The sequence below is a fragment of the Priestia sp. TSO9 genome (assembly GCF_021029645.1).
In the GTDB taxonomy this organism is placed as follows: Bacteria; Bacillota; Bacilli; order Bacillales; family Bacillaceae_H; genus Priestia; species Priestia megaterium_E.
Genome location: NZ_JAJEKD010000013.1, coordinates 30,754 through 52,891, shown reverse-complemented (window position 1 = coordinate 52,891; position 22,138 = coordinate 30,754). Strand labels below are relative to the sequence as shown.

Below are 22,138 nucleotides of genomic sequence, written 5' to 3'. Positions count from 1 at the left end.
TTCGTATTCTTAATAACGATGTCTAGATATTCCCTTCATGTGGTGGAATCCTATCAAAATCTTGTTTTAATAACGAATACATATACAAATCATCAAATTTTCCACACGTAAATTCATAGCTTCTTAATAGGCCTTCCTTTATAAAGCCATGCTTTTTTATTAATTTTTGTGAAGCAACATTAGCAGGCTCTATTAATGCTTCAATTCTCCGCAAATTAAAATGTGTAAAACCATATTTTATAACAGCGCCCAATGCCTCATTAGCAATCCCATTCCCCCAGTAATCTTTGCTTAGCTCATATCCAATTTCTGCACGGTAATGATTATGAACTCTATTAAGAAACCCGCAGCTGCCAATAATGTCGTCCTGTTCTTTAAGAGTAATACCCCATCTTATTCCAGATTTTTGATTTAAGATTGATTTATACCACGCAATCTCATTTAAAGCATCCTCAACCGTTGTAAAAGGCTCTAGACCGTAGTGTTTCATTACTTCTTTATCGGATAGGTATTTTAAAATACTACCTGCGTCTTCTGTTTCAAATTCCCTTAGGATAAGCCTTTTTGTTTTAATTACGGGAAAATAATTTGACACCTGTACCTTCCCTCCTCTTATCCATTCATTAACTAAACGGAGCTTTTCTCACAGCTTTATCTAATTTAAATAACCCCTAGTAAGAACTTTCTTTTATTATTACTGAATTCCTTTTTAATTCTAAATATTTGTCTAGAAATGAGTAAAAAAAACACGCATAACTTCATTTTTAAATCAGCACTGTCATTTCTTTTATCTTTGTTAGTTCTAAAAATTAAAGGAATGAAAGCTAGTAATGAAGACTTCTTTTCTAACTAGTCTAAATGAGATAATAAGGAGAAAAAGATGAAGCAATTCGCGATGTAGCTCTTTATTTAAGCAGTACATACTAGAATAGAACAAACAAAACAAGATAACTATGCAGTTATCTTGTTTTGTTTGTTTCGCAGTTTTTAACACCTGTATAGTTTGTGTATGAACAGGATTCTCTGTTATCAGCATTTAAATTTTTATTTGTTTATTGTTTAAACCAGCTTCCAACGTATCATACAGCGCAAGTGTATAATTAATTCGTTCTAGATGCAGGTAGGCTTGCGACATGTCTGCTTCCACTTTCTTTTTATGCTGAAGCATCATGTTTCTACGTTCGCTGATGGTACTTTCTCCTTTTTTATATGACTCTACATACTGCTTGATTTCAGCAAGAGGCATCCCTGTTGCACGTAAGGCTAAAATAAACTTGACCCACTCGATATTCTGGTCATTGTATAGACGCTGATCATGTTCATTTCGTTCGACAAACGGTAAAATACCTTCCTTTTCGTAGTATCGCAGAGTGGGTGCAGACAGCCCCGTTTTTTCTTGCATGTCTCTCATTGTATAAGACATTAAGAAGCATTCAGCACTTTCTGCTCCTTTTTTCCCTTTTCTTTAATTAGTAAGACACCTAACAAACCCATCATTGAAAACAAAATGGGAATCATAAAAGCATAATGATAACCAACATGCAGCGAACGCTCAGGGAATAAATCCAGGACATTTCCGAAAATACTAGGTAATAATACGGCGCTTAAAAAGCCTCCCATATTGGCAAAACCTGATACAACTCCTACTTCTTTTACTGAGAAGGATTGACGTACTACGGCAAATGTCAAAGCGCTTGCGCCGTTTCCAAAGCCGATGATAAAAAGCAAAATAACGACTAGCATGAATGAAGGTTTCACTCCAGATAATAATAATCCAGTCCAGCTAAGCACCACAATAAGGTGAATAAGTGAATAAATTTTTTTAATGGAGTTTAACCTGCTTGATATCCAGCTGATTAAAGGTCCGCCAATCATAGCGCCAAACAGACCATACATAATAAGCTGACTTGCATCAGCGCGGGATAAATGGAACACATTCATTCCATAAGGAACTCCCCAAGAACCAATAAAACCGATATATGTACCAACTACACCAAAATGACAAAGAAATGTTGCCCAGGCTTGACGAGTCGTCATCACTCTCCTTAGGATCGCCCATACGCTTTCCGGAGTCTTAACAGAGGATTTATTTGCTGTAGCATCCTCTTGAAATAATCGTTTAGGTTTTACCACCAAAACGACATAAAGCAGGTAGGATACCGCTATTAAAACTAGACCTATGCTAAGAAAAGGAACTCTCCAGCCTGCAAATGAAATCCACATAGACAAAGGCACGGTAGCTGATAATGAACCTACACTTCCCACCAGCCCAATTAAACCTAATAGCTTTACAAACTCATTTCCCTTAAACCACTGACTTAAAATTAACACTAAATTGACAAAAATCATGGAGTCTCCCGTACCGACTAGTAAACGAGAGAAAATTAACACATATTCGTTAGGAGCCGTGCTGTAGATAAGACTTCCTATTCCAGTTAAAAGCGACCCTATAATCAAAAATCGATTGGGACCGTATCGGTCAGAAAGTAAACCAATAGGAATCTGAAGACCTGCATATGCTAAAAATTGTATACTAGTCATTAATCCTATAACAGACGCTGAAACGTGAAAATCTTTCATTAACTGTTCTGTAATAAGTCCAGGGGCTGTTCGTTGACTGACAATCAAATAATATGCTAATAAAGCGGTTCCAAAAACAACCCATCTGTAGCTACTTTCCTGTTTGTTCATTTTGACAGATCCTCTCATGTATAATTTTTCTGCGTAGAAATGCTGGTGGAAAATGTTTAAGAGATGAAGATATTGATAGAATGAAGGTCTATTTGATAAATAAGTCGCTATTGCGGACAGCTCTTCTTTTTATCCTTGTTTTTCCTTTCTATTACAATTTTAAGTTTTTAAAGGTTATTTTTCAATGAGGGATGCACTTTTAGGGGATTTCTATCTATAAACTATTTAATGGCAGCACTTTTAATCTTTCCACTTGGACAGGTTCTGGAGGATTAGCTTATACTTTAAACGTAAACGGCGGTGTTATTACTTCCTCTACAGGAAAAGTATACGGAGGAAATCAGCCGTAAACGCCAAGTCTATGACGACACTATTTTATAGAAAAGGGAAACTTGATTAGTGAAGTTTCCCTTTCTTCCGTATATTAAGGATTGATTAAGTGCTGTTTTGTTTTTAAATGATATAGATAATGCAGTCCTTTTTCTGTTATTTTCGTTCCTGCTCTGCCTCTGCGTTTTATAATATACTCTTTTTCTTCTAGTACATCCAAACGATTTCTCACCTGCTGTTCTGTAAGCGTAACGCCTTTCAAATGCTGTGCAATCCACTTTCTGCTTGCTGCTTTTCCTGTATCATTACACTGCTTTATCGTTTCTAACAGAGCGTGATTTTCTTGAAGTTCGATCAAGTCAACCGATTCATTTTCGACTTCATGTAAAGTGTGCTCCTCTTTTTGACTACTAAGCCTATATTCTACGTCTTTTGCTTTCACTTCGTTTTCATCGCAGACAGTAAGCAAATACTCGATGACTCCTTTTAATTCTCTTATGTTTCCTAGCCATTCATATTCGATAAGCAGCTTCATCGCTTCTGGATGAATATGCGTCCACATTTTTGATTTAGAAATAAAGTGATGAATCAGTAAAGAAATATCGGTTCTTCTATATCTCAGCGGAGGAATCGTTAAAGATAATACGTGTAAACGATAGTACAAATCTTCTCGAAACAACCCTTCTTTCATTTTATGTAGTAAATTGTTGTGAGTAGCTGCTATTATTCTTACATTGATCGAAATAACTCTTGTCCCTCCTACCCGTCTAATTTCTTTTTCTTGAAGCACTCTTAAAAGCTGAGTTTGTAAACGCGGACTGATATCGTAGGGTAAGAACCCGGCGCCTTAAAACCTTTCGGTCTTAGGTTTCCGAGAACTCCCCCCCGAACCGTACGTACCCCTCTCAAGGTATACGGCTCTCCATCTTTTCAGTCTAGCTTCCCATTATGCAGGTCATGATGACACTTTCGACAAAGTACCATCGTTTTACGACTTCTTGCTATCATCTGTCTTTCCCATTTCTTTTTCCCTTTAAGGTTCTTTAACTTTCGAACATGATGAACTTCCATTGAGCCTTCTTCAGTCTTACACCATTCACATTGATTAGCCATTAACCTTTGGATAAGCGATGTTCGGGATTGGTATGATACTTCCGAAGGAAGTTTTTCTACATCCTTTTTAGTTATAGGAGCTTTATTCCTCCGAAATCCCTTATCATAAAGCACTTCCGTTTTCTTACCGGACTTTGTCATATAACTGACTTGGAATATTCCGTTCACCATAAACTTTTGTTTAGCTTTACCTAAGGTAGTACGGTACTTATTTGCTAAGGTTTTGTACATAGAATATTCAAGGAGATACTTATAACTGTTTAGATGGCACACATTAACTGCCAGTTGGTAATATTGATAGGTCCCACGTATCTGGGCGTTATAGTTCCTTAGAATCTCAAGAGGAACCAACTTAATTAACTCTGGACGGTGCATTGGTTTCCATTGACCCGTCTTTTTGTTGACCTTTATTACCCCTTTTTTAAACAAGCGACTGTAAACAAGGTCAGTAGGCATATATAGTTCACACTTTAACGAGAATGCTCTTGTTTTTATTCCATCACTTCGTCGTTTAGAGTGGAAATCTCGCGCAACTTTAACGTCATACCCTAAAAATCGAGCCTTATGCCTCGTATTTGTTATAAGTGTTTTCTCCTCGGATAATGTTAGCTTAAGTTCCGATTTCAAGAAATCAGCAATGTCTTTTTTAACCTTGTACGCATCTTCCTTGCTTCCAATAACTCCAATGAGAAAGTCATCTGCATATCTAACATACTGAATTCGTTTATAATTCTCATCCATCGGATATCGTTGAGGAATACGTTCTCTTTCAGCTAACAGCTCATGTACCTTATTCGTTAGTTCTTTTTCCCGTACTTCATCTATTTCCTTGGATTCCCTCAGTTCTTTCTTAACCCTATTTATTTGATGTTGTATTTTAGAATAAGCTGGGTTTATCCTCCTAACCTTTCCTACATCAAAAGTTGACTTATATTGATTTATAAAATTATCTAACTCATTCAGATAGATATTTGCTAATAGAGGGCTAAGAATACCACCTTGTGGTGTACCACTAAACGTCTTATGGAACTTCCAATCTTCCAAGTAACCAGCTCTAAGAAACTTCCATATAAGCGAAATAAATTGTTCATCATCAATCCTCTTCCTTAAGATATTAATAAGGGTATGATGATTAATATTATCAAAGAAGCCTTCAATATCACCTTCGATGAACCATCTGCTCCCCGTAAATGTGCCTTTGACCTGAATCAAAGCTGTATGGCAGCTCTTTTCAGGGCGAAAGCCATGAGAAAACTTACTAAAAGTTGGTTCATAAATGGACTCTAATAGGTTTTTGATGACCTCTTGAACTAATTTATCCTCTACTGAAGGTATGCCTAATGGACGTTTTTTTCCATTTTTCTTTGGAATGTAAACTCTTCTTACTGGTTGTGGCTGATAAGAAAAATCTCTTAATTTATCGACTAACCCTGAGATTCTTCTTGTAGACAATCCGTCAATGGTCTTTCCATCTGTTCCAGCAGTCATGTTTCCTTCGCTGGCGTATATGTTTTGATAGGCATCAAGGAAAAATAATGGATTATACAGATTTCGATATAACTTCTTGTATTTATATCCTGCTTTGTTACTGTGAGATGCTAGATTTTCTAATACGATTTTTGGGCTTCGCAAGAGCCTCACGCCCCTTCCCAATTTAATATTAGTCGAAAAGACTGTTCTCCTTCGCCTTGTACGAGGCTTTCCCTCGCTCTGACTACTACGAGAACTCCGTTACCATATTGGATTTTCATGAGCCACATACCTTGCTTTTTACACTTGGTATCATCCTCAATAGCCTCCTCAAGAGGCGTTCCAAGTTAGGTAATCCCCATTTAGTACATATAGAAACTAGACTAATTATGATGTCGGATGCCACTTTCGTCCGTTACTTGTTATCCAAGTTAGTCAGTCGTTGGTCTGCCATACGTATCACGTATGTTCAATGGAAACTTTGGCAATATTTCCATTCTTGACTGCGAAGCGTTTCAATGACCCTTCACTTCGGGCGACGATACTCCACTTTGGACTATGGTTCACGCAGTTTAGCATTCATCCTTATTCATAATATTTTTTACCTTGCCCCTCAGTCGTACCTAGGTCATTTTGGTAACTTAGGGCTTTCCTTGCATGCTCTGGTCCCCTCCGGGTTTCCCCTTGTGGGTAAGCAAGGCGGTAAATGGGTTAAGCGCAGACTCCCATCTCTTGTCTAAGGAGATTCTCTATATGCCCGTATGGGCGCACACCAATTTCATCCAGGAAGATCGTACCTTTATCAGCGCTCTCAAACAGCCCTTTTTTACCGCCTTTTTGGGCTCCTGTAAAGCTGGCTTCTTCGTACCCAAACAGCTCACTTTCTAGCAATGTATCGGTCATGGCACTGCAATTCACGGCAAGAAACGGTCCGTTTTTACGTGTAGAATGATTATGGATAGCCTGAGCAAACAGCTCTTTTCCTGTACCGGTTTCTCCTTGAATTAAAATAGGGTACTCAGTAACCGCCATTTTCCGGGAAATTTCAATCGTTTTAAGCAAAGCTGGGTGTTCTCCGATAATATCTTGATAATCATACTTAGCAGAAAAGCCGTTTTTTCTAAGTTCTGACTGCGCCTTTCCTTCTATTTCAACAGCTTGATTCACACTTTTAAACGTTGCTACCGTAGTATTGCTTTCCTGAATCATAGACTTATAGATAACCATTTCGTACCCGTTTATGTTAAAGTACTGACTTTTTTCGTCGGAAGACATAATAAACTCCACAAGGCCGTCGTTAGAGATAACATGTTGAATTTCACGATTTACAACTTCAGAAGAAGATAGCTGAAACAATGATTCTAACCTTTTATTAAATAACGTAATTCTTTTATTGAAATCCACGGCAAGAATACCATCTTCTACTACATTTACAACACTCTTTACATGGAGGTGAAGTTCTTTCATTTGCCCTTCTGCTTCTATTAGTTTTTTTTGCAGCTCAATAATATTTCGTAAATAGCGATCCCAAATAATCGAATGATTAGACTGATTAAAACCAAATGACTTTATAAGTTCAAAAATGGTCGCCATATCAAAAAGCCTAACACCTATATCAATTACATGTTTTACATATGGCGGACATAAGTGAATCTCACCTGGAGAAACAGCAATTTCCACACCTTCGTAATAGGTCTTTTGCTTTTTAAAAGGAATAAACTGAACATGATTAATACCTACTTGATAGAGAGATTCTATTAACTTAAGAGTTTCTTTATCGTCATCGTTTACAATTAATACTTTAGTATGGGCAGGAATTTTCAGCAATTCATTTATATGTTTGTGGTGAATCGTTCTATTTCCTACAATTTCATGTGCATGCTGAACGTCTAATCTGTCCATCATTTCGTTCTTTATACTCTCTGATGAGTAGAGTACAACATTGCCATCAATTTTTTTCGGTAACTCTTCGTCAACCGCAAAGCATTCAATAAAAATGTAATCGCCTAATAACTCTTTTAATTGGTTAAGTAAAATGATTCTAGTTTGCTTGCTTCCTGTTATTAAAACTAATTTCTTTTTCATTGTATAAACACCTTTCTACAGGGCTTTAGCTTAACTTGCCTTCAGAGATTAGTCCTGGAATACTGTACCTATCATTTTATACTTTGCCGTGCATTTCATCTAGCGGATGTTTGTCCCTAGTGCAAATAAAAACAAGTAGAAAAAAGCACCTCCACTTTAATAGGTGGAGGTACAACATGATCAAGTGCTAAGTGCATTTTACTTTCTATTTTCTTTTTATTTAATAGCTACTTTTATTGGTTTGATATCTAAGGCTACCCTTACAATGGAGTAATCGTCTTTTTGACCGTCTGTATAAGCCCAATAACCATTGCTTTCAGCGCTTTTTCGGAAGGTAAGCTCAAAACCTTTGTTTTGGTTAAACGCATAGCTCTTTATTTCTTTATTCTGAGCGTTATCAATAAGATCGTAAGCCAAAAATTTTCTTAATACACCGTGCGGAGAGAAAAGACCTGTATTTGCTCCAACCTTTTCACTGTAGTATTCATTTTTTCTAGTAGATGTTTTAGCTGGATTTATTACAATGTCTTTTGTTGTGAGATTTACTTTGTCGCCTGGAGTGATACAAGAGATAAGAATATTTTTGTAATCACTCGGAAATTTGTCATTTGCCTGTACCTGCGCTAAGTCAACTAGCGTAATACCGCCTCTTCCCACAACTTCTATTTGTTTTTCTTTATTATTTACCACCATAGCAGTATCTTCATCAATTCCGTATGAAAGCTGATTTTTATTTCCTTTTTCATATGCTGTTGCAATAAGACGTCCGAGTCTTGCTTTGTTATCAAAATGCTGATCTACAAGACCGTGTTGGAAAAAGCCAAGACCTTTTTCCAAATAAGCAGGCCCGCCTTCTTGCTGAGTCATATCATCATATGTGTTTGTAAATCCGTATGAAAGCGCTCCGTAGCTATCTCCGCCTGCGAGCATAGTATTACTCATAATTGCCGCGCCGGCGCTCGTGCCGCCAAGTACTGCCCCGTTTTTATACGTATGCCATATAGCTTGTAAAACTTTTGAGTCCGAGCCATTTTCATTACGCAAGGAGCCCGTAATCAAGGTTTGATCTCCTCCTACAAACCAAATACCCGTTAGCCCTTTAACTTTTTTCGCTAGTTTATCACTGTTCATATTTGTTTTCCAGGTCGACTCATTTTCAGAAGTTCCTTTAAAGTCATGATTCGAAATAGGTAAAATTTCTATATTTTCTGCTTTCACTCCGTATTTAATTAAATCACTTTTAAACTGATTAGAAGAGTCGAACTTAGTACTCGCTGCAGGCACAATTCCTATTTTGGCTTGTTTTCCTCCTGCAAGATTAATAAACTTGTTATACACGCTTGAATTGCTGCTGCCAAGCGCCCCTCCTGCAATTAAGAGATTACCTTTAATCGAATCGTATGCAGGACTTTCAGGTGAAGAAAAAGTAGGCTTTTTATACGTTAAACTAGTTTTTCTATCCGGTTGGAATTTGAAGGTTTTAGGCGTAATATCCATTCTGACATTTACAATGGAATAGTCATCTTTTTGTCCGTCAGTATATCTCCAGTAGCCGTTTGTATCACTATCCTTTTGAAAAGCAATTTCATATCCCGACCCTTTACTGTCATAAACATAGCTGTTGGCAGAGTTCATCGATTTATTGTCAACAAGAGAATAGGATAAATAAGCCTTTAATCTTCCATATGGCGTAAAAACACCCGTAGCAGGCAGTGCGTTAAACGAGTAATATTCAAATCCCTTCGTTTCTACTTTCTCTTTTGGAAATTCAAATGACTTTAAATGATAGTTAATTTTATCTCCAGGAGATAAGTAACTAACCTTTATATTCTCTAATCCTGAACGAGCTTTCTGCTTAGATACAAGCTTAGCTTTGCTCATATCCAAGACGGCTACTCCACTTCGTCCAACAACTTCAATCTTTTGATCCTTATTGTTAACAATCATAGCCGTATCTTCATCCACACCGTATGCAAAGTTTTTTTCTTTGTCACGTTCAGAAGTATATGCAGCTACTGCAAGTCGCCCAAGTCGTGCTCGTTCATCCATGTGCTGATCAATTATGCCTCGTTGGAAAAACCCCAGCCCTTTTTGAATTGACAGAGGCTCGTACTCTTTTTGACTGCGTTGGTTTTCGCTTACATGTTTATTTCCCTTGTGTTCTACACTTTCTTTTAACGCTCCTAGACTGTCTCCTCCTGTAATCATGACGTCACTCATAATTGCAGCTCCTGCACTTGTGCCTCCGATTACTGCTCCTTTACGATATATATCCCAAATAGCTTTTAACGCTTCAGAATCACTTCCATTATTTTGACGAAGAGAATCCACAATTTTGGTTTGATCTCCTCCAACAAACCAAACTGCCGTTAGTCCTTTAATCGTACGGGATAACTTCTTATCATTTACTTGATTCTTCCAAGTCGATTCATCTTTTTGTGTGTCAGAAAAATCGTGATTTGAAACGGGAAGAATTTTAATAGAATCTGAGTTTGCTCCGTATCTTACGAGGTCTTCCTTAAACTTTTTAGAAGACTGCAGCGTTGTGCTGGCAGCTGGAATAATCCCTACTTTTGCTTTTTCTTTTCCTCCAGCAAGCGAGAGGAATTTTTCATATACATCGTGATTAGATGTCCCTACACCTCCGCCTGCAATAACAAGGCTGCCTTTAATGTCTCCAGTATTTTCTTGTGCTTTTGCAAGCAGCGGTGTACTCAAAGAAGAAAGTAATGTAAAGCTGATAAGACATGAAACAAGTTTCTTTTTCATTTGAAAGATCCTTTCCACGCACATTTTAATAGCTTTCTCTAATTAGCTCGTATCCTTTCCGCGATACTTTCGTTAAATGATGTCTAAAACCTGTTATTCAAACGTTCCTTTCACAACAGGGACACCGTCTTTTACCATTACTTTACCTTGAGCAAAAACTGTTTTAATTGTTAGTGTCTCTTTATCTAAAAGGACTAAATCTCCATCTTTTCCAGGTTGAATATGCCCTTTGTTGGATAGTTTTAATACTTTGGCCGGGTTAGATGTAATGACTTGAAGAGCTATTTCTAAAGGCACTGATTCTTCTAGTACTGCATCTCGTACTTCTTGAAATAAAGAAGACACTTTTCCAACTTGAAGCCCTTTGTAGTCTCCGTTATCATCAAAAAACGGCAGGCTTGCTTGTCCATCGGATGAAAACGTAATACTCGAGATCGAAACTTTTTCTTCAAGCATGATGCGTAACCCTTTGCTGCACTTAACTTCGCCTTCTTCTAAAAAATGGGGAATGGTGCTGGTCGTAAAATCTACATATCCGCCTCGTTTTGCAAATTGAATCCCTTCTTTAAACAGTTCTTCATTTCGATTAATATGTGTAGGATGAAACTGACGAATTGGCAGGTCTGTTTCATCTGCGATTTGATTTAATAAAGATAATTTCCGTTTTCCATCCCCTACATGAACTTCTAATATTCCAGCTTTCCCTGATAAAATCCCTCCATTGCGGGCAGCGGAAGCCACCTTCCCCAGTTCTTCAAATGTCGGTTCAGAGGAACGGTGATCAGAAATGGCAATTTCACCTACTCCGATAATTTTATCAATTAAAATAAGGTCTTCTTCGATGCTGGTAGTTAACGTTTTTACTGGTATTTGATAGGAACCTGTGTGAATGAAGCAGCTAATTCCTTCTTCTTCTAATCCTCTTGCTTTAGCAAGAAGACTTTCCATTCTTCTTGTTGTACCATCTGTTCCAAGTACACCTACAATAGTGGTAACACCGGCAGTCGTTGCATCCGTTAACATTAGTTCAGGCGTGCGTGTTTTATATCCTCCTTCTCCTCCTCCGCCAATAATATGAACATGTGAATCAATAAACCCAGGAGCTATAATATCATTAGCAGCGTCTACAACATGAATAGGAATGGACGTATTTACATGATCAATACAATCTTCTATAAGGATGATTTTGTTGTCTGCAAGCAATACGTCTTTTTTTCCTAAATACTCTGGTGCATATACTTCTGCGTTTTTAATTAAGGTTAACAACTTCTATTCCTCCTACTAGTAAGCTCAACTTACGAATAACATTTTTCTATATAATTTTAATGCTTAAAATGGTCCGTAATTAATAAAATAAGCAATCACAACGGCAATTAAACCAATCACATATTGAATAAGGACTAACGGCAACACCCATTTGGCCCACTTTGTCCATGAAATTCCCGCAATCGCTAAACCAGCCATTAATGTTCCAGCCGTCGGGAAGATAATATTTCCAATGCCATCTGCAAAAGAAAAAGATAATACTGCTGTTTGCCTTGTAATATCAAGCAAATCTGCAAGAGGCGTCATGATTGGCATCGTCAGCATCGCATGACCTGTTCCAGATGCTAAAATAAGATGAATTAACGCTTGGAAGTTATAGATTCCGATGACGCTTAAATATCCCGGAATATGCTGAATAGCTCCAGATACTTGATGAAGCATAGGGTCTACAATATGTCCTCCATTTAAAACAACAAGAACAGCACGAGAAACTCCGATAACAAGCGCTCCTCCAACTAGTGCTGCTGCCCCGTTTGTAAACGACTTAACCGTATTTTCAACAGAGAGCCTTCCAATAATCCCAATTACAACTGTCAAAATGACAAATAAAGAGGCAATTTCAGTAATGTACCATTTGTACTTAATAACCCCAAAAGCAAGAATTACATAGTTAACAAGAAATGCTGCCATAATCCATTTATGCTTTCTAGTTAACTTGGCATCCGAGTTTAAAAGTTTATTTGCGCTGGTTATGCTGTATTTTCCGTACGTCCCAATAGAAGGACTTTTTTTCACTTTCATCGCATATCGGTAGACAAACCAAACTGAAACAGCGTAAACAACTACAAACAAGATGAGTCGAAAGCCCATTCCAGAAAACATAGGAAGCTCTGCTACTCCTTGTGCAACACCCACTGTAAATGGATTCATAACTGCCGTAGTAAAACCAGCCGATGCGCCAATTAAAACAATAGCAGTCCCTGTTAATGCATCGAATCCAAGAGCAAGTGCCAGGGGAATTAAAAGAGGAATATAGGCTAGCGTTTCTTCCGCCATCCCCATTAAAGAACCGCCTACTGCAAAAAATAACATCATAACAGGAATTAATAATTTTTCTCGGGTGGCAAGTTTTTTAGCCATCGTTGTAATTAATACATCTACTGTCCCCGTAGCGCTTAGTACACCAAAGAAACCGCCGATAATTAATACAAAAAAGATAATGTCGGCTCCTTCTACCATTCCTGTATGTATTGCTTTGACCATATCAAAGAATCCAACAGGTGTAGAATCAATCCATTTAAACGATTGAGGGTCTACCGTTGTTCTCCCGTCTACTTCTACACGCGCATATTCTCCAGCTGGCAAGATATACGTTAAAATGGTAGCAATCACAAGAAAGCCTAACAATAAAGCAAAAACGTTTATTTTCCTCTCTTTTTTCCGTACCTGATTTAATGAACTCATTTCCTTTTGCGGTTCACTCATTCTTCTTCTCCCCTTCATTGTGAAATAATAACTTTAAGTTCTTTAAAAGCAGCTTCCTTATCTGCGACTACATATTGCTCCTTTCTTTTGTATTCCTCATATACAGTACAAGCAATTTTCGTGCCAACGTAGAACCGTTTAATTTTCTGAATTATGATATAATTAAATCGTATTTTAGGGGTTAATTGGGTGTTTTTAAAAAATTAACAGCGCCAATTAAGATGTTAGTTGATAGAAAATCTGGAGCACGAAGCATTAGCTAGTTCTTTTTTAAAAAGCTGCAAAAAGAAAGATAAAAGAATTTAATCTATAAACATAAAAAAATACTATTTTATTATTGTCTTTTCTTTAAGTAGATTAATACTATAAACCTTCAAGCTATTTATAAAAGCATTGCGCATAATGAAAGGGTGTTCAAAACAATGACTGTTTATCGTATCGGGGTATTGGGGGGTGATGGCATCGGGCCGGAGATTGTCGATGCCGCAGTTAAGGTAGTTAAAAATGCTTCTTGCAAAGCAGGAGTAAAAATGGAGTGGATTCATCTGCCGATGGGATGGGAAGGAATTAAACAATATAATGATCCTCTTCCAGAAGTAACGATAGATGCTTTAAAACGTACGCACGGATGGATACTTGGCCCGCACGATTCTGCGGCTTACCCTCTTGAACACAAAGAAAAGCGTAATCCTAGCGGAGAGCTTCGTCACAGTTTAGATCTTTACGCAAATATTCGCCCTGCTAAAACAATGCCAGGCATTAAAAGCGTCGTGAAAGAAGCAGATTTAGTGATCGTCCGAGAAAATACAGAAGGATTTTATGCCGATCGTAATATGTATTCTGGACACGGCGAATGGCAGATTACAAAAGACGTTGTGGTGACATCGGGCGTATTTACGCGAAAAGCCGTAGAAAGAATTGCGCGTGAAGCTTTTGCATTGGCTATGCAGCGTCGTAAAAAAGTAACAATCGTACATAAAGCAAATGTTTTAAGATTAAGTACCGGACTATTTCTAAACGTTTGTCGAGAAGTAGCTGAGCAATACCCTGAAGTAAAAGTAGACGACTACCATATCGATGCCATGGCTGCTCATCTCGTACGTCGTGCAGCCGATTTCGATGTCATTGTGACAGAAAACATGTACGGTGATATTCTTTCAGATTTAGCCGGCGAGCTTGTAGGAAGCTTAGGATTAGCCCCTTCTCTTAATGCAAATGAACATATCGCTATGGCACAAGCAGCTCATGGTTCTGCGCCAGATATCGCAGGTTTGAACATAGCAAACCCAACCGGTATTATTTCTTCAGCAGCCATGCTACTGAAATGGTTGGCTGAAAAACATGCGGATCACAAACTTACAGAAGTGGCTGCTACAGTAGAACACGCACTTTATCAAACGCTCCAAGCTGAAGTGAAAACGAAAGATTTAGGCGGACATGCCTCTACGTCGGAGTTTACAGAAGCTATTTTAGAAAAAATAAAATCCATGTAAAATTAACAGCAATTTATCCATTCTATAGAGGTGATCATAATGAAAAAAAGAAAGATTATTATGGACTGTGATCCAGGTCATGATGATGCTATTGCTATCATTTTGGCTGCCGCACGACCGGAATTAGATATTTTAGCGATTACAACTGTTTCAGGAAACGCAGAAATTGAAAAAACGACGATGAATGCTTTGAAAGTGTGTGATTTAGTATCGTTACATAACGTGATGGTTTCAAAAGGAGCAAGCGAACCAATGATGCGCAGACGTGAAAATGCGCCTAGTATACACGGGGATTCAGGATTAGACGGCCCTGAGTTCCCAGCGCTCTCTCGCAGCTGGAGCGAAGAACACGGAGTAGATACTATTATACGAATGGTCAAAGAGTCAGAAGATCCCGTTACGCTTTTGCCTACCGGTCCTTTAACGAACATTGCTTTAGCTTTAATAAAAGCTCCAGAAATGAAAGAAAACATTGAAGAGATTATCCTTATGGGCGGCGGAACCTTCGGGAACTGGACGCCAACGGCTGAGTTTAATATTTGGGCAGATCCAGAAGCGGCTAAAAAAGTGTTTGATAGCGGCATCCCACTCGTAGTAATGGGGTTAGATATTACGCATCAAGCCGTTGCAACAGATAATGTTATTAACCAAGTGATGAACATTGATAATAACGTAGCAAAAAAGGTGGGTGAATTATTAGCATTTTTTAAATCTGCCTATAAAGAAACGTTTGGCTTTGATGGTCCTCCTGTTCACGATGTATTAACCGTTGCTTATTGCATAGCTCCAGAACTATTTACGCTAAAGAAAGTTAATATCGTAGTAGAAACACGCGGAGAATACACCGCTGGAACAACTTCAGTTGATTTACTTGGAGTTACAGGAAGGAAAGCAAATGCGAAGTTTGGTTTAACCCTTGATGTAGATGGTTTTTGGGATTTAATGATTGAGGCTCTTAACACATATTCGGCTTCGTAATGTTCATCTAGAAGATAGGTTTTATAAAGTCAGCACCAGAACGTCGAGTTCGCAACTTGCTGGTGCTGACTTACTTTTATTCATACTATCTAGCTGTTTTTTTCGCTTTTTGATTGAGCATTACCGTAATGATTGAAGCAATAATAATACCTGTAATTAAATAGTTTGATATATCTTTATAAATTACTCCCATTACTATCCCGCCCATAACGCCTACACTAATGAGTGAAATTCGCTCTCTTTGATTCATGATTTATCCCTCCATCTTTTTTAATAAAACATTTAATTTATGAAGAGCGAACTGCAGGTCTATTTGCTCTTCGACATTTAACTTCGCAAGATTTGTATGAAAGTTACTATAAATCCCTCTCCATTTTTCCTCTTGAATACTTTTTCCTTTAGACGTTAATGAGACTAAAACTGCACGCTTATCCCGCGGATCAGGCATTTTGATTAAATATCCTTCATTTTCTAATTCACTGATAACATTCGTTAACTGTTGTTTGGCAATATCTAATCCATTACTAATTTCCTTAATATTCAAATCTCTTTTTTTCATATACATAAATTCAACTACGTGATTTTGTAAATGTGTTAATTTCACTTCATTCTTGTTTAAGTTCTTGAAGTTTTCAAATAAAACCGGTATTAAAGCGATATATTCCTTAGCCAGTTTTTCCTTCATGAGATATCCATCTTCTTTAGTAAATATATTATTACTAAATTTGAATAAAAAAAATAAAAATCGTTTATTTTAGTAAAAATATATTTACTAAAACCTATACACACTTCTAAAATTATTTTATCCCACTCTCAACAATCGTTTATGAATCTTATAAAAATAGCCATATAAAAAAGTAAGGAAGCACACTTCCTTACTTTCTGTTTGCAACACCTGTTAAAAAATTCAAAAACACGTGTACGCCTGCTTTCACGGTAATTTCTCCTACATCACGCAGCGGATCTAGGCATACAATATCCATTGCTTGAACAAGGGGATGACTCCCGGCGGTGTATACTGCTTCAAATAACTCATCTGTCCTCATTCCGCCTGTCGTTCCTGCTGGAACTCCCGGTGCGTAAGCGATATCTAACACATCCATATCAATTGTTAAATAGATCATATCTACCTCTTTGCTCAGCTGTTTTAATGCTTCTTTCACGGTACGATTTATTCCTGCTTTTCTTGCTTGCAGTAACGTTACATAATGAACGCCTTTGCTATCTGCATATTCCTTTAACGATTTTGAATTATAAAACCCGTGAAGTCCGATATTCCATACATGAGCTGCATCAATCGTGTTGCTTTCGATTAAATTTCGTATAGGGGTTCCGTTAGAAGGACCGTTATCTTCTAAGCTGCGTAAGTCAAAGTGCGTATCAAACTGTAAAATCCCTATTTTCTGTTCGGGATATGACTCTTTCCACCCTTTTACTAACATAGCTGTAATAGAATGATCTCCTCCAAGCATAATAGGCAGCGCATGCGGATGACATTTCCGCATAGATATCATCGCTTCTTTTATATACTGATGAGACTTCCCAATATCCGTGACGTGCTGTTTGACGTCTCCTAAATCCAGCACTGACAAGGAAGTCAAATCCGTATCATACTCAATATGATACGGGTTAAAGGATTTCCAGAGCTTCCTCATGGCTATTGGCGTCTCACTGGCTCCAGAAGCGCTAATGGAAGATCTTGAAAGAGGCACGCCCAAGACCGTAATATCTATCGATGTAAAGTCGACGTTGCTCCCATCTTCAACTGTCTGAATCCAATCACTTACTTTGGGATCAGAAGTACTTTGACGCTGCCAGCAAAAAGGCGGTCGATCAAGCTGTGGGTACGGATAGTTCATGTAAAACACCGCCTTCAACCACAACTTTTCCATCTTTTAATACCGTGTCTACAAGATTTACGGCATAGTTATACTGCAGCGTTTGGTAATTGGGAGCGTCAAATAGCACTAAATCGGCTTTTTTACCTACTTCAATACTTCCGATTTGATCCCCTTTGCAAATGGCATGAGCCGCGTTAATCGTACAGGCGGTTAAAACTTCTGCTGGCGTCATCTTCATCGTTAAACAAGCTAAATTCATAATAAACGGCAGCGATTCCGTAGGAGAAGACCCGGGGTTTCGATCTGTAGACAAAGCAACAGGCACTCCTGCTTCGATCATTTTTCTAGCACGCGCCGGCTCTTCCATTAAAAAGAATGCAGTACCCGGCAATAGAACGGCTATAACTCCGCTTTCAGCCATTTGCTTAATTCCTTGATCTGATGCCTTTAACAAATGATCCGCTGACACAGCTCCCACTTTAGCCGCTAATTCTGCCCCGCCAAAAGACACAATTTCATCGGCGTGGATTTTAGGTTTTAGTCCGTATGCTTTTCCAGCTTGTAAAATATGCTCTGACTGTTCAACTGTAAACACGCCTTCTTCACAAAATACATCACAAAACTCCGCTAGCTCTTCTTTTGCAACGATTGGTATCATTTCTTCGATAACGAAACGAACAAACTCATCTTCATTTCCTTTGTACTCAACTGGCACCGCATGAGCTCCCATAAAGGTTGAAACAACATCTACCGGATGCTGTTCATTCAGTTTCTTCGCTACTTTTAATTGTTTGATTTCATCTTTAAGATTTAAACCGTACCCGCTTTTGGCTTCGACAGTTGTAACTCCGTACTGCAGAAATTTATTTAAACGTTTTGTAGATTGCTTGCTCAGCTCCTCTTCCGTTGCTTGTCGTGTACTAACGGTTGTTTGTAAAATTCCTCCTCCCGCTTTTAAAATATCAATATACTTTGCCCCGTTTAAGCGCATTTCTAATTCTTTTTCACGACTGCCGCCAAACACAAGGTGAGTGTGGGGATCAATCAACCCAGGCGTTACGATTTTTCCTTTGGCATCAATTATATTAATAGGTTCATGGATATGCTCAAGGTATTCCTGCGCTTTGACGTCAGGCCCAACAAATACAATTCTTCCATTTTTCACGAGTACGCTGCCATTTCCAATGATTCCTAGATCTGACATTTCCTCCGAGCGTCTAGGCTGACTTCCTCCTTTAACCGTAATGACTTGTGCAGCGCATTTGATATACGTAATAGTCATACGTACCCCTCCTTTTTTATTCATTTAACGCCGGAATTTGTATTCCTTTTTCTTTTGCAGTTTGAATGGCCTTATCATAGCCGGCGTCTACATGACGAACTACACCCATGCCTGGGTCTGTTGTTAAAACACGTTCTAGACGTTTGGCGGCTTCTTCCGTCCCGTCTGCTACTACAACCATTCCAGCGTGAAGAGAATACCCCATGCCTACTCCTCCTCCGTGGTGAACAGATACCCAGCTTGCGCCTGCTGCCGTATTGACTAATGCATTTAAAATCGGCCAGTCTGCTACTGCATCACTGCCGTCTTTCATTGCTTCAGTTTCACGGTTTGGCGACGCCACAGAACCGGCATCTAGATGATCTCTGCCAATAACGATAGGCGCTGACAGTTCTCCGTTTGCTACCATATCATTAATAATTTTTCCAAAGCGCGCTCTTTCTCCGTAGCCTAGCCAGCAAATACGCGCCGGCAATCCTTGAAACTCAATTTTTTCTCTCGCCATTTTAATCCAGTTGCAAAGATGCGTATTATCCGAAAACTCACGTAAAATGACTTCATCTGTTTTATAAATATCCTCTGGGTTTCCTGACAAAGCGACCCATCGAAACGGTCCTTTTCCTTCACAGAACTGCGGACGGATATACGCTGGGACAAATCCCGGGAAATCAAATGCATTCGTGATGCCTTCATCAAGCGCCACTTGGCGAATATTATTGCCATAGTCAAAAGCAACCGCGCCTTTTCTTTGCATCTCTAACATGGCTTGAACGTGGATAGCCATACTTGCTTTTGATTGTTTTATATATTCATTTGAATTTGTATTCCGCAATCTTTCTCCTTCTGCTAAGCTGACTCCAATCGGCAAATATCCGTTAAGCGGATCATGTGCCGATGTTTGATCCGTCACAATATCTGGGATAAATCCTCGCTCTATCATTTCAGGAAGAATCTCGGCTGCATTTCCAACTAATCCAATGGAAAGCGCTTTGCCCAACCTTTTTGCATCTTCAGCTAACGTGATTGCATCCGCTACACTTTCGACTACCGTATCGCAATATTTTGTTTCGATACGTTTTTCAATACGCGTGCGATCAACATCAATTCCAATTACAACGCCGCCTACCATCGTAACGGCTAGTGGCTGTGCACCTCCCATTCCTCCTAATCCAGCTGTTACCGTAATCGTTCCTTTCAAAGTTCCGTTAAAATGCTGGTTGGCACACTCAGCAAATGTTTCATACGTTCCTTGAACAATGCCTTGGCTTCCGATATAAATCCAGCTTCCTGCAGTCATTTGTCCGTACATCATTAACCCTTTTTTATCAAGCTCATGGAACGTCTCCCAATTTGCAAAAGCAGGAACAAGATTCGAATTCGCTAATAAAATACGCGGTGCATCACTGTGGGTTTTAAAAACCGCAACAGGCTTACCGGACTGTATGAGAAGCGTTTCATCTTCTTCTAACTCTTTTAACGCTGCGACCATACGTTCGAACGCCTCCCAGTTACGGGCTGCTTTTCCGATTCCTCCGTATACGACTAACTTTTCCGGATGCTCCGCTACTTCGGAATCTAAATTGTTTAGAAGCATACGAAGAGCAGCTTCTTGTACCCAGCCTTTTGTCGTTAGTTCTGTTCCACGAGGTGCTTTTATTCCACTTTGTTTTGTCTCCATTTCGTTTTCCTCCTCTATAAAAATGAAAAACTGTTAAACAAACATTTTTATTACAGCGCTAGTTCATAATTAGTATCTTGCACAAAGGTTTTGAAATCAGCTGCTAACGCTTCAATATCACGTGAGAAAATTCGGTCTTTAGTAATGGTTGGTACGGTTTTTCTAATTCTTGAATAAATTTTTCTTGTTTCCGAAGCAAGTTTATCCACTCCTTGCATATCGGCTGCTTGAGACGCACAAATTGCTTCAATTGATAGAACTCTTCGTGTATTTTGGATAATTTGATAAGCATGACGTGCAGCAGTCGTTCCCATGCTGACATGATCTTCTTGATTCGCTGAAGATGGGATAGAATCGACACTTGATGGATGCGCTAATACTTTATTTTCAGAAACTAATGAAGCAGCAGCGTATTGAGTAATCATGAGCCCAGATTCTAAACCAGGATCTGCACTTAAAAATGCCGGCAGCCCGCTAAGCTGAGGGTTTACTATTCGTTCAATGCGCCGTTCAGAAATATTCCCAAGCTCCGCCATTGCAATTCCTAGAAAATCCATAGCAAACGCAATAGGCTGCCCGTGAAAGTTCCCTCCAGAAATTACTTTGCCGCTGTCTGCAAAGATGAGCGGGTTATCGGTTGCTGAATTAATTTCAATTAACAGCTTTTCTTTTACATAATTTAAAACTTGATAAATAGCACCATGAACTTGAGGAATGCAGCGTAGTGAATAAGCATCTTGCACTCTTATTTGACCTTGAGAAGTAGTTAATTGACTGCCTTCTAAATATGAAAGAATGCGGGCAGCTACCTGCTGCTGTTCCGGATAAGGTCTTACTCCATGAGACTCGGGCATGAATGCATCTAAAATGCCTTGCAGACCTTCTAACGTCAGTGCTGCAATCCCGTCAGCAAGATCTGCTAGCTTTTGAGCTTCAAGGTACGAAACTACTCCTACAGCTGTCATTGCCTGAGTGCCGTTGATTAAAGCTAGCCCTTCTTTCGCTTGTAATTGGATAGGTTTAAGCCCCGCTAGCTTTAAAGCTTCTTCTCCCTGCATTCGCTGACCATTATATACAGCTTCTCCTTCTCCAACTACCAGCAGCGCTAGATGTGATAATGGAGCTAAGTCACCGCTGGCTCCAAGTGAACCTTGACTTGGGATAACCGGCACTACATTTTGGTTTAAGCAATCGATAAGCAGCTGCAAGGTTTTCAGTCGAATGCCTGAATACCCTTTAGCCAATGCATTTGCTCGTAACAGCAGCATCACTCTGCTTACCTCTAAAGAAAATGGTTCTCCTAGTCCGCAGGCATGACTGCGAATCAAGTTAATCTGCAGATCAGCTAAGTCCGTTTTTGAAATAACCGTATCGCTAAACTTTCCAAATCCAGTATTTACTCCGTAAATTACGTTGTTGTTCGTAATACTCTCTTCAACTAACATTCTGCTTTTTTGTATATGTTCAACTGCGTGATCGCTAATTTTCACGGAGTATCCTTGGTAAATAACTTTGTAAATTTGGTCGAACGTCAGTGAATTTCCATCAATTTGAATAAACATCATACCCGCTCCCTTGTTAAACTGTAGACTGACTTTTCTTTTTGAACACAAAAAGGGGCTATATCAAAGAGGAAACAAGCTCCTTTTGATATAGC

At 38.8% G+C, this 22,138-nt stretch carries 17 protein-coding genes; 2 read left to right on the top strand and 15 right to left on the bottom strand.

Annotated elements, in window-relative coordinates; all coding sequences use genetic code 11:
* Positions 1 to 22 precede the first annotated feature (22 nt).
* From LJC66_RS08515 to LJC66_RS08475, 9 genes are all read right to left on the bottom strand, one after another.
* On the bottom strand, positions 23 to 595 hold the full coding sequence (locus LJC66_RS08515; RefSeq protein ID WP_050689087.1) for a GNAT family N-acetyltransferase: 573 nt from the start codon (positions 593 to 595) through the stop codon (positions 23 to 25).
* Positions 596 to 1,036: 441 nt separating this feature from the next.
* Positions 1,037 to 1,423, bottom strand: coding sequence for a MerR family transcriptional regulator (locus LJC66_RS08510; protein ID WP_230932307.1), 387 nt, complete (start codon positions 1,421 to 1,423; stop codon positions 1,037 to 1,039).
* Positions 1,423 to 2,691, bottom strand: a complete 1,269-nt coding sequence (locus tag LJC66_RS08505) for an MFS transporter (RefSeq protein ID WP_195694860.1) — start codon at positions 2,689 to 2,691, stop codon at positions 1,423 to 1,425. The genes LJC66_RS08510 and LJC66_RS08505 overlap by 1 nt, the downstream gene beginning before the upstream one ends.
* Before the next feature lie 424 nt (positions 2,692 to 3,115).
* Positions 3,116 to 3,844 carry a sigma 54-interacting transcriptional regulator gene (locus LJC66_RS27945; protein ID WP_308280730.1) on the bottom strand — a complete coding sequence of 243 codons (729 nt, stop codon included), beginning with the start codon at positions 3,842 to 3,844 and terminating at the stop codon, positions 3,116 to 3,118.
* Between the two features lie 107 nt (positions 3,845 to 3,951).
* Positions 3,952 to 5,766 carry a reverse transcriptase/maturase family protein gene (locus LJC66_RS08495; protein ID WP_230932305.1) on the bottom strand — a complete coding sequence of 605 codons (1,815 nt, stop codon included), beginning with the start codon at positions 5,764 to 5,766 and terminating at the stop codon, positions 3,952 to 3,954.
* Positions 5,767 to 6,315: 549 nt separating this feature from the next.
* A complete protein-coding gene (locus tag LJC66_RS08490) occupies positions 6,316 to 7,689 on the bottom strand; it encodes a sigma 54-interacting transcriptional regulator (protein ID WP_230932304.1) in 1,374 nt (457 codons plus the stop codon).
* Positions 7,690 to 7,905: 216 nt separating this feature from the next.
* On the bottom strand, positions 7,906 to 10,458 hold the full coding sequence (locus tag LJC66_RS08485; protein WP_230932303.1) for a cyanophycinase: 2,553 nt from the start codon (positions 10,456 to 10,458) through the stop codon (positions 7,906 to 7,908).
* A 93-nt stretch (positions 10,459 to 10,551) separates the two neighbouring features.
* The gene (gene iadA, locus LJC66_RS08480; protein WP_230932302.1) at positions 10,552 to 11,724 is read right to left on the bottom strand and encodes a beta-aspartyl-peptidase; all 1,173 of its coding nucleotides are present in this window, start codon (positions 11,722 to 11,724) and stop codon (positions 10,552 to 10,554) included.
* Positions 11,725 to 11,787: 63 nt separating this feature from the next.
* Positions 11,788 to 13,209: a YfcC family protein gene (locus LJC66_RS08475; protein ID WP_230932301.1), complete on the bottom strand. Its 1,422-nt coding sequence runs from the start codon at positions 13,207 to 13,209 to the stop codon at positions 11,788 to 11,790.
* A 422-nt stretch (positions 13,210 to 13,631) separates the two neighbouring features.
* Here LJC66_RS08475 and LJC66_RS08470 point away from each other — a divergent pair, with 422 nt between their 5' ends.
* Positions 13,632 to 14,702 carry an isocitrate/isopropylmalate dehydrogenase family protein gene (locus tag LJC66_RS08470; RefSeq protein ID WP_230932300.1) on the top strand — a complete coding sequence of 357 codons (1,071 nt, stop codon included), beginning with the start codon at positions 13,632 to 13,634 and terminating at the stop codon, positions 14,700 to 14,702.
* 39 nt (positions 14,703 to 14,741) lie between these two features.
* Entirely contained in the window at positions 14,742 to 15,680 is a 939-nt protein-coding gene (locus LJC66_RS08465; protein WP_230932299.1) for a nucleoside hydrolase, read from the top strand.
* Positions 15,681 to 15,765: 85 nt separating this feature from the next.
* On the opposite strand, the gene LJC66_RS08460 is transcribed toward LJC66_RS08465, so the two are convergent.
* The 6 genes from LJC66_RS08460 to hutH form a co-directional block, all read right to left on the bottom strand.
* On the bottom strand, positions 15,766 to 15,930 hold the full coding sequence (locus LJC66_RS08460; protein ID WP_230932298.1) for a hypothetical protein: 165 nt from the start codon (positions 15,928 to 15,930) through the stop codon (positions 15,766 to 15,768).
* A 3-nt stretch (positions 15,931 to 15,933) separates the two neighbouring features.
* On the bottom strand, positions 15,934 to 16,365 hold the full coding sequence (locus LJC66_RS08455; RefSeq protein ID WP_230932297.1) for a MarR family winged helix-turn-helix transcriptional regulator: 432 nt from the start codon (positions 16,363 to 16,365) through the stop codon (positions 15,934 to 15,936).
* Between the two features lie 190 nt (positions 16,366 to 16,555).
* The gene (locus LJC66_RS08450; RefSeq protein ID WP_230932296.1) at positions 16,556 to 17,539 is read right to left on the bottom strand and encodes an agmatinase family protein; all 984 of its coding nucleotides are present in this window, start codon (positions 17,537 to 17,539) and stop codon (positions 16,556 to 16,558) included.
* Positions 17,514 to 18,803, bottom strand: coding sequence for an imidazolonepropionase (gene hutI, locus LJC66_RS08445; RefSeq protein ID WP_230932295.1), 1,290 nt, complete (start codon positions 18,801 to 18,803; stop codon positions 17,514 to 17,516). Before hutI ends, LJC66_RS08450 begins: the two co-directional genes overlap by 26 nt.
* A 16-nt stretch (positions 18,804 to 18,819) precedes the next feature.
* The gene (gene hutU, locus LJC66_RS08440) at positions 18,820 to 20,481 is read right to left on the bottom strand and encodes a urocanate hydratase (protein ID WP_230932294.1); all 1,662 of its coding nucleotides are present in this window, start codon (positions 20,479 to 20,481) and stop codon (positions 18,820 to 18,822) included.
* A gap of 50 nt (positions 20,482 to 20,531) precedes the next feature.
* Positions 20,532 to 22,043 carry a histidine ammonia-lyase gene (gene hutH, locus LJC66_RS08435; protein WP_230932808.1) on the bottom strand — a complete coding sequence of 504 codons (1,512 nt, stop codon included), beginning with the start codon at positions 22,041 to 22,043 and terminating at the stop codon, positions 20,532 to 20,534.
* Positions 22,044 to 22,138: the final 95 nt, after the last annotated feature.

Coding starts and splice junctions, on each gene's coding strand:
- LJC66_RS08465 (WP_230932299.1), top strand. CDS start 14,742: ATGAAAAAAAGAAAGATTATTATGGACTGTGATCCAGGTCATGATGAT.
- hutU (WP_230932294.1), bottom strand. CDS start 20,481: ATGGAGACAAAACAAAGTGGAATAAAAGCACCTCGTGGAACAGAACTA.
- LJC66_RS08455 (WP_230932297.1), bottom strand. CDS start 16,365: ATGAAGGAAAAACTGGCTAAGGAATATATCGCTTTAATACCGGTTTTA.
- LJC66_RS08460 (WP_230932298.1), bottom strand. CDS start 15,930: ATGAATCAAAGAGAGCGAATTTCACTCATTAGTGTAGGCGTTATGGGC.
- LJC66_RS08510 (WP_230932307.1), bottom strand. CDS start 1,423: ATGTCTTATACAATGAGAGACATGCAAGAAAAAACGGGGCTGTCTGCA.
- LJC66_RS08470 (WP_230932300.1), top strand. CDS start 13,632: ATGACTGTTTATCGTATCGGGGTATTGGGGGGTGATGGCATCGGGCCG.
- hutI (WP_230932295.1), bottom strand. CDS start 18,803: ATGACTATTACGTATATCAAATGCGCTGCACAAGTCATTACGGTTAAA.
- LJC66_RS08485 (WP_230932303.1), bottom strand. CDS start 10,458: ATGAAAAAGAAACTTGTTTCATGTCTTATCAGCTTTACATTACTTTCT.
- LJC66_RS08490 (WP_230932304.1), bottom strand. CDS start 7,689: ATGAAAAAGAAATTAGTTTTAATAACAGGAAGCAAGCAAACTAGAATC.
- LJC66_RS08505 (WP_195694860.1), bottom strand. CDS start 2,691: ATGAACAAACAGGAAAGTAGCTACAGATGGGTTGTTTTTGGAACCGCT.
- LJC66_RS08475 (WP_230932301.1), bottom strand. CDS start 13,209: ATGAGTGAACCGCAAAAGGAAATGAGTTCATTAAATCAGGTACGGAAA.
- LJC66_RS08450 (WP_230932296.1), bottom strand. CDS start 17,539: ATGAACTATCCGTACCCACAGCTTGATCGACCGCCTTTTTGCTGGCAG.
- hutH (WP_230932808.1), bottom strand. CDS start 22,043: ATGTTTATTCAAATTGATGGAAATTCACTGACGTTCGACCAAATTTAC.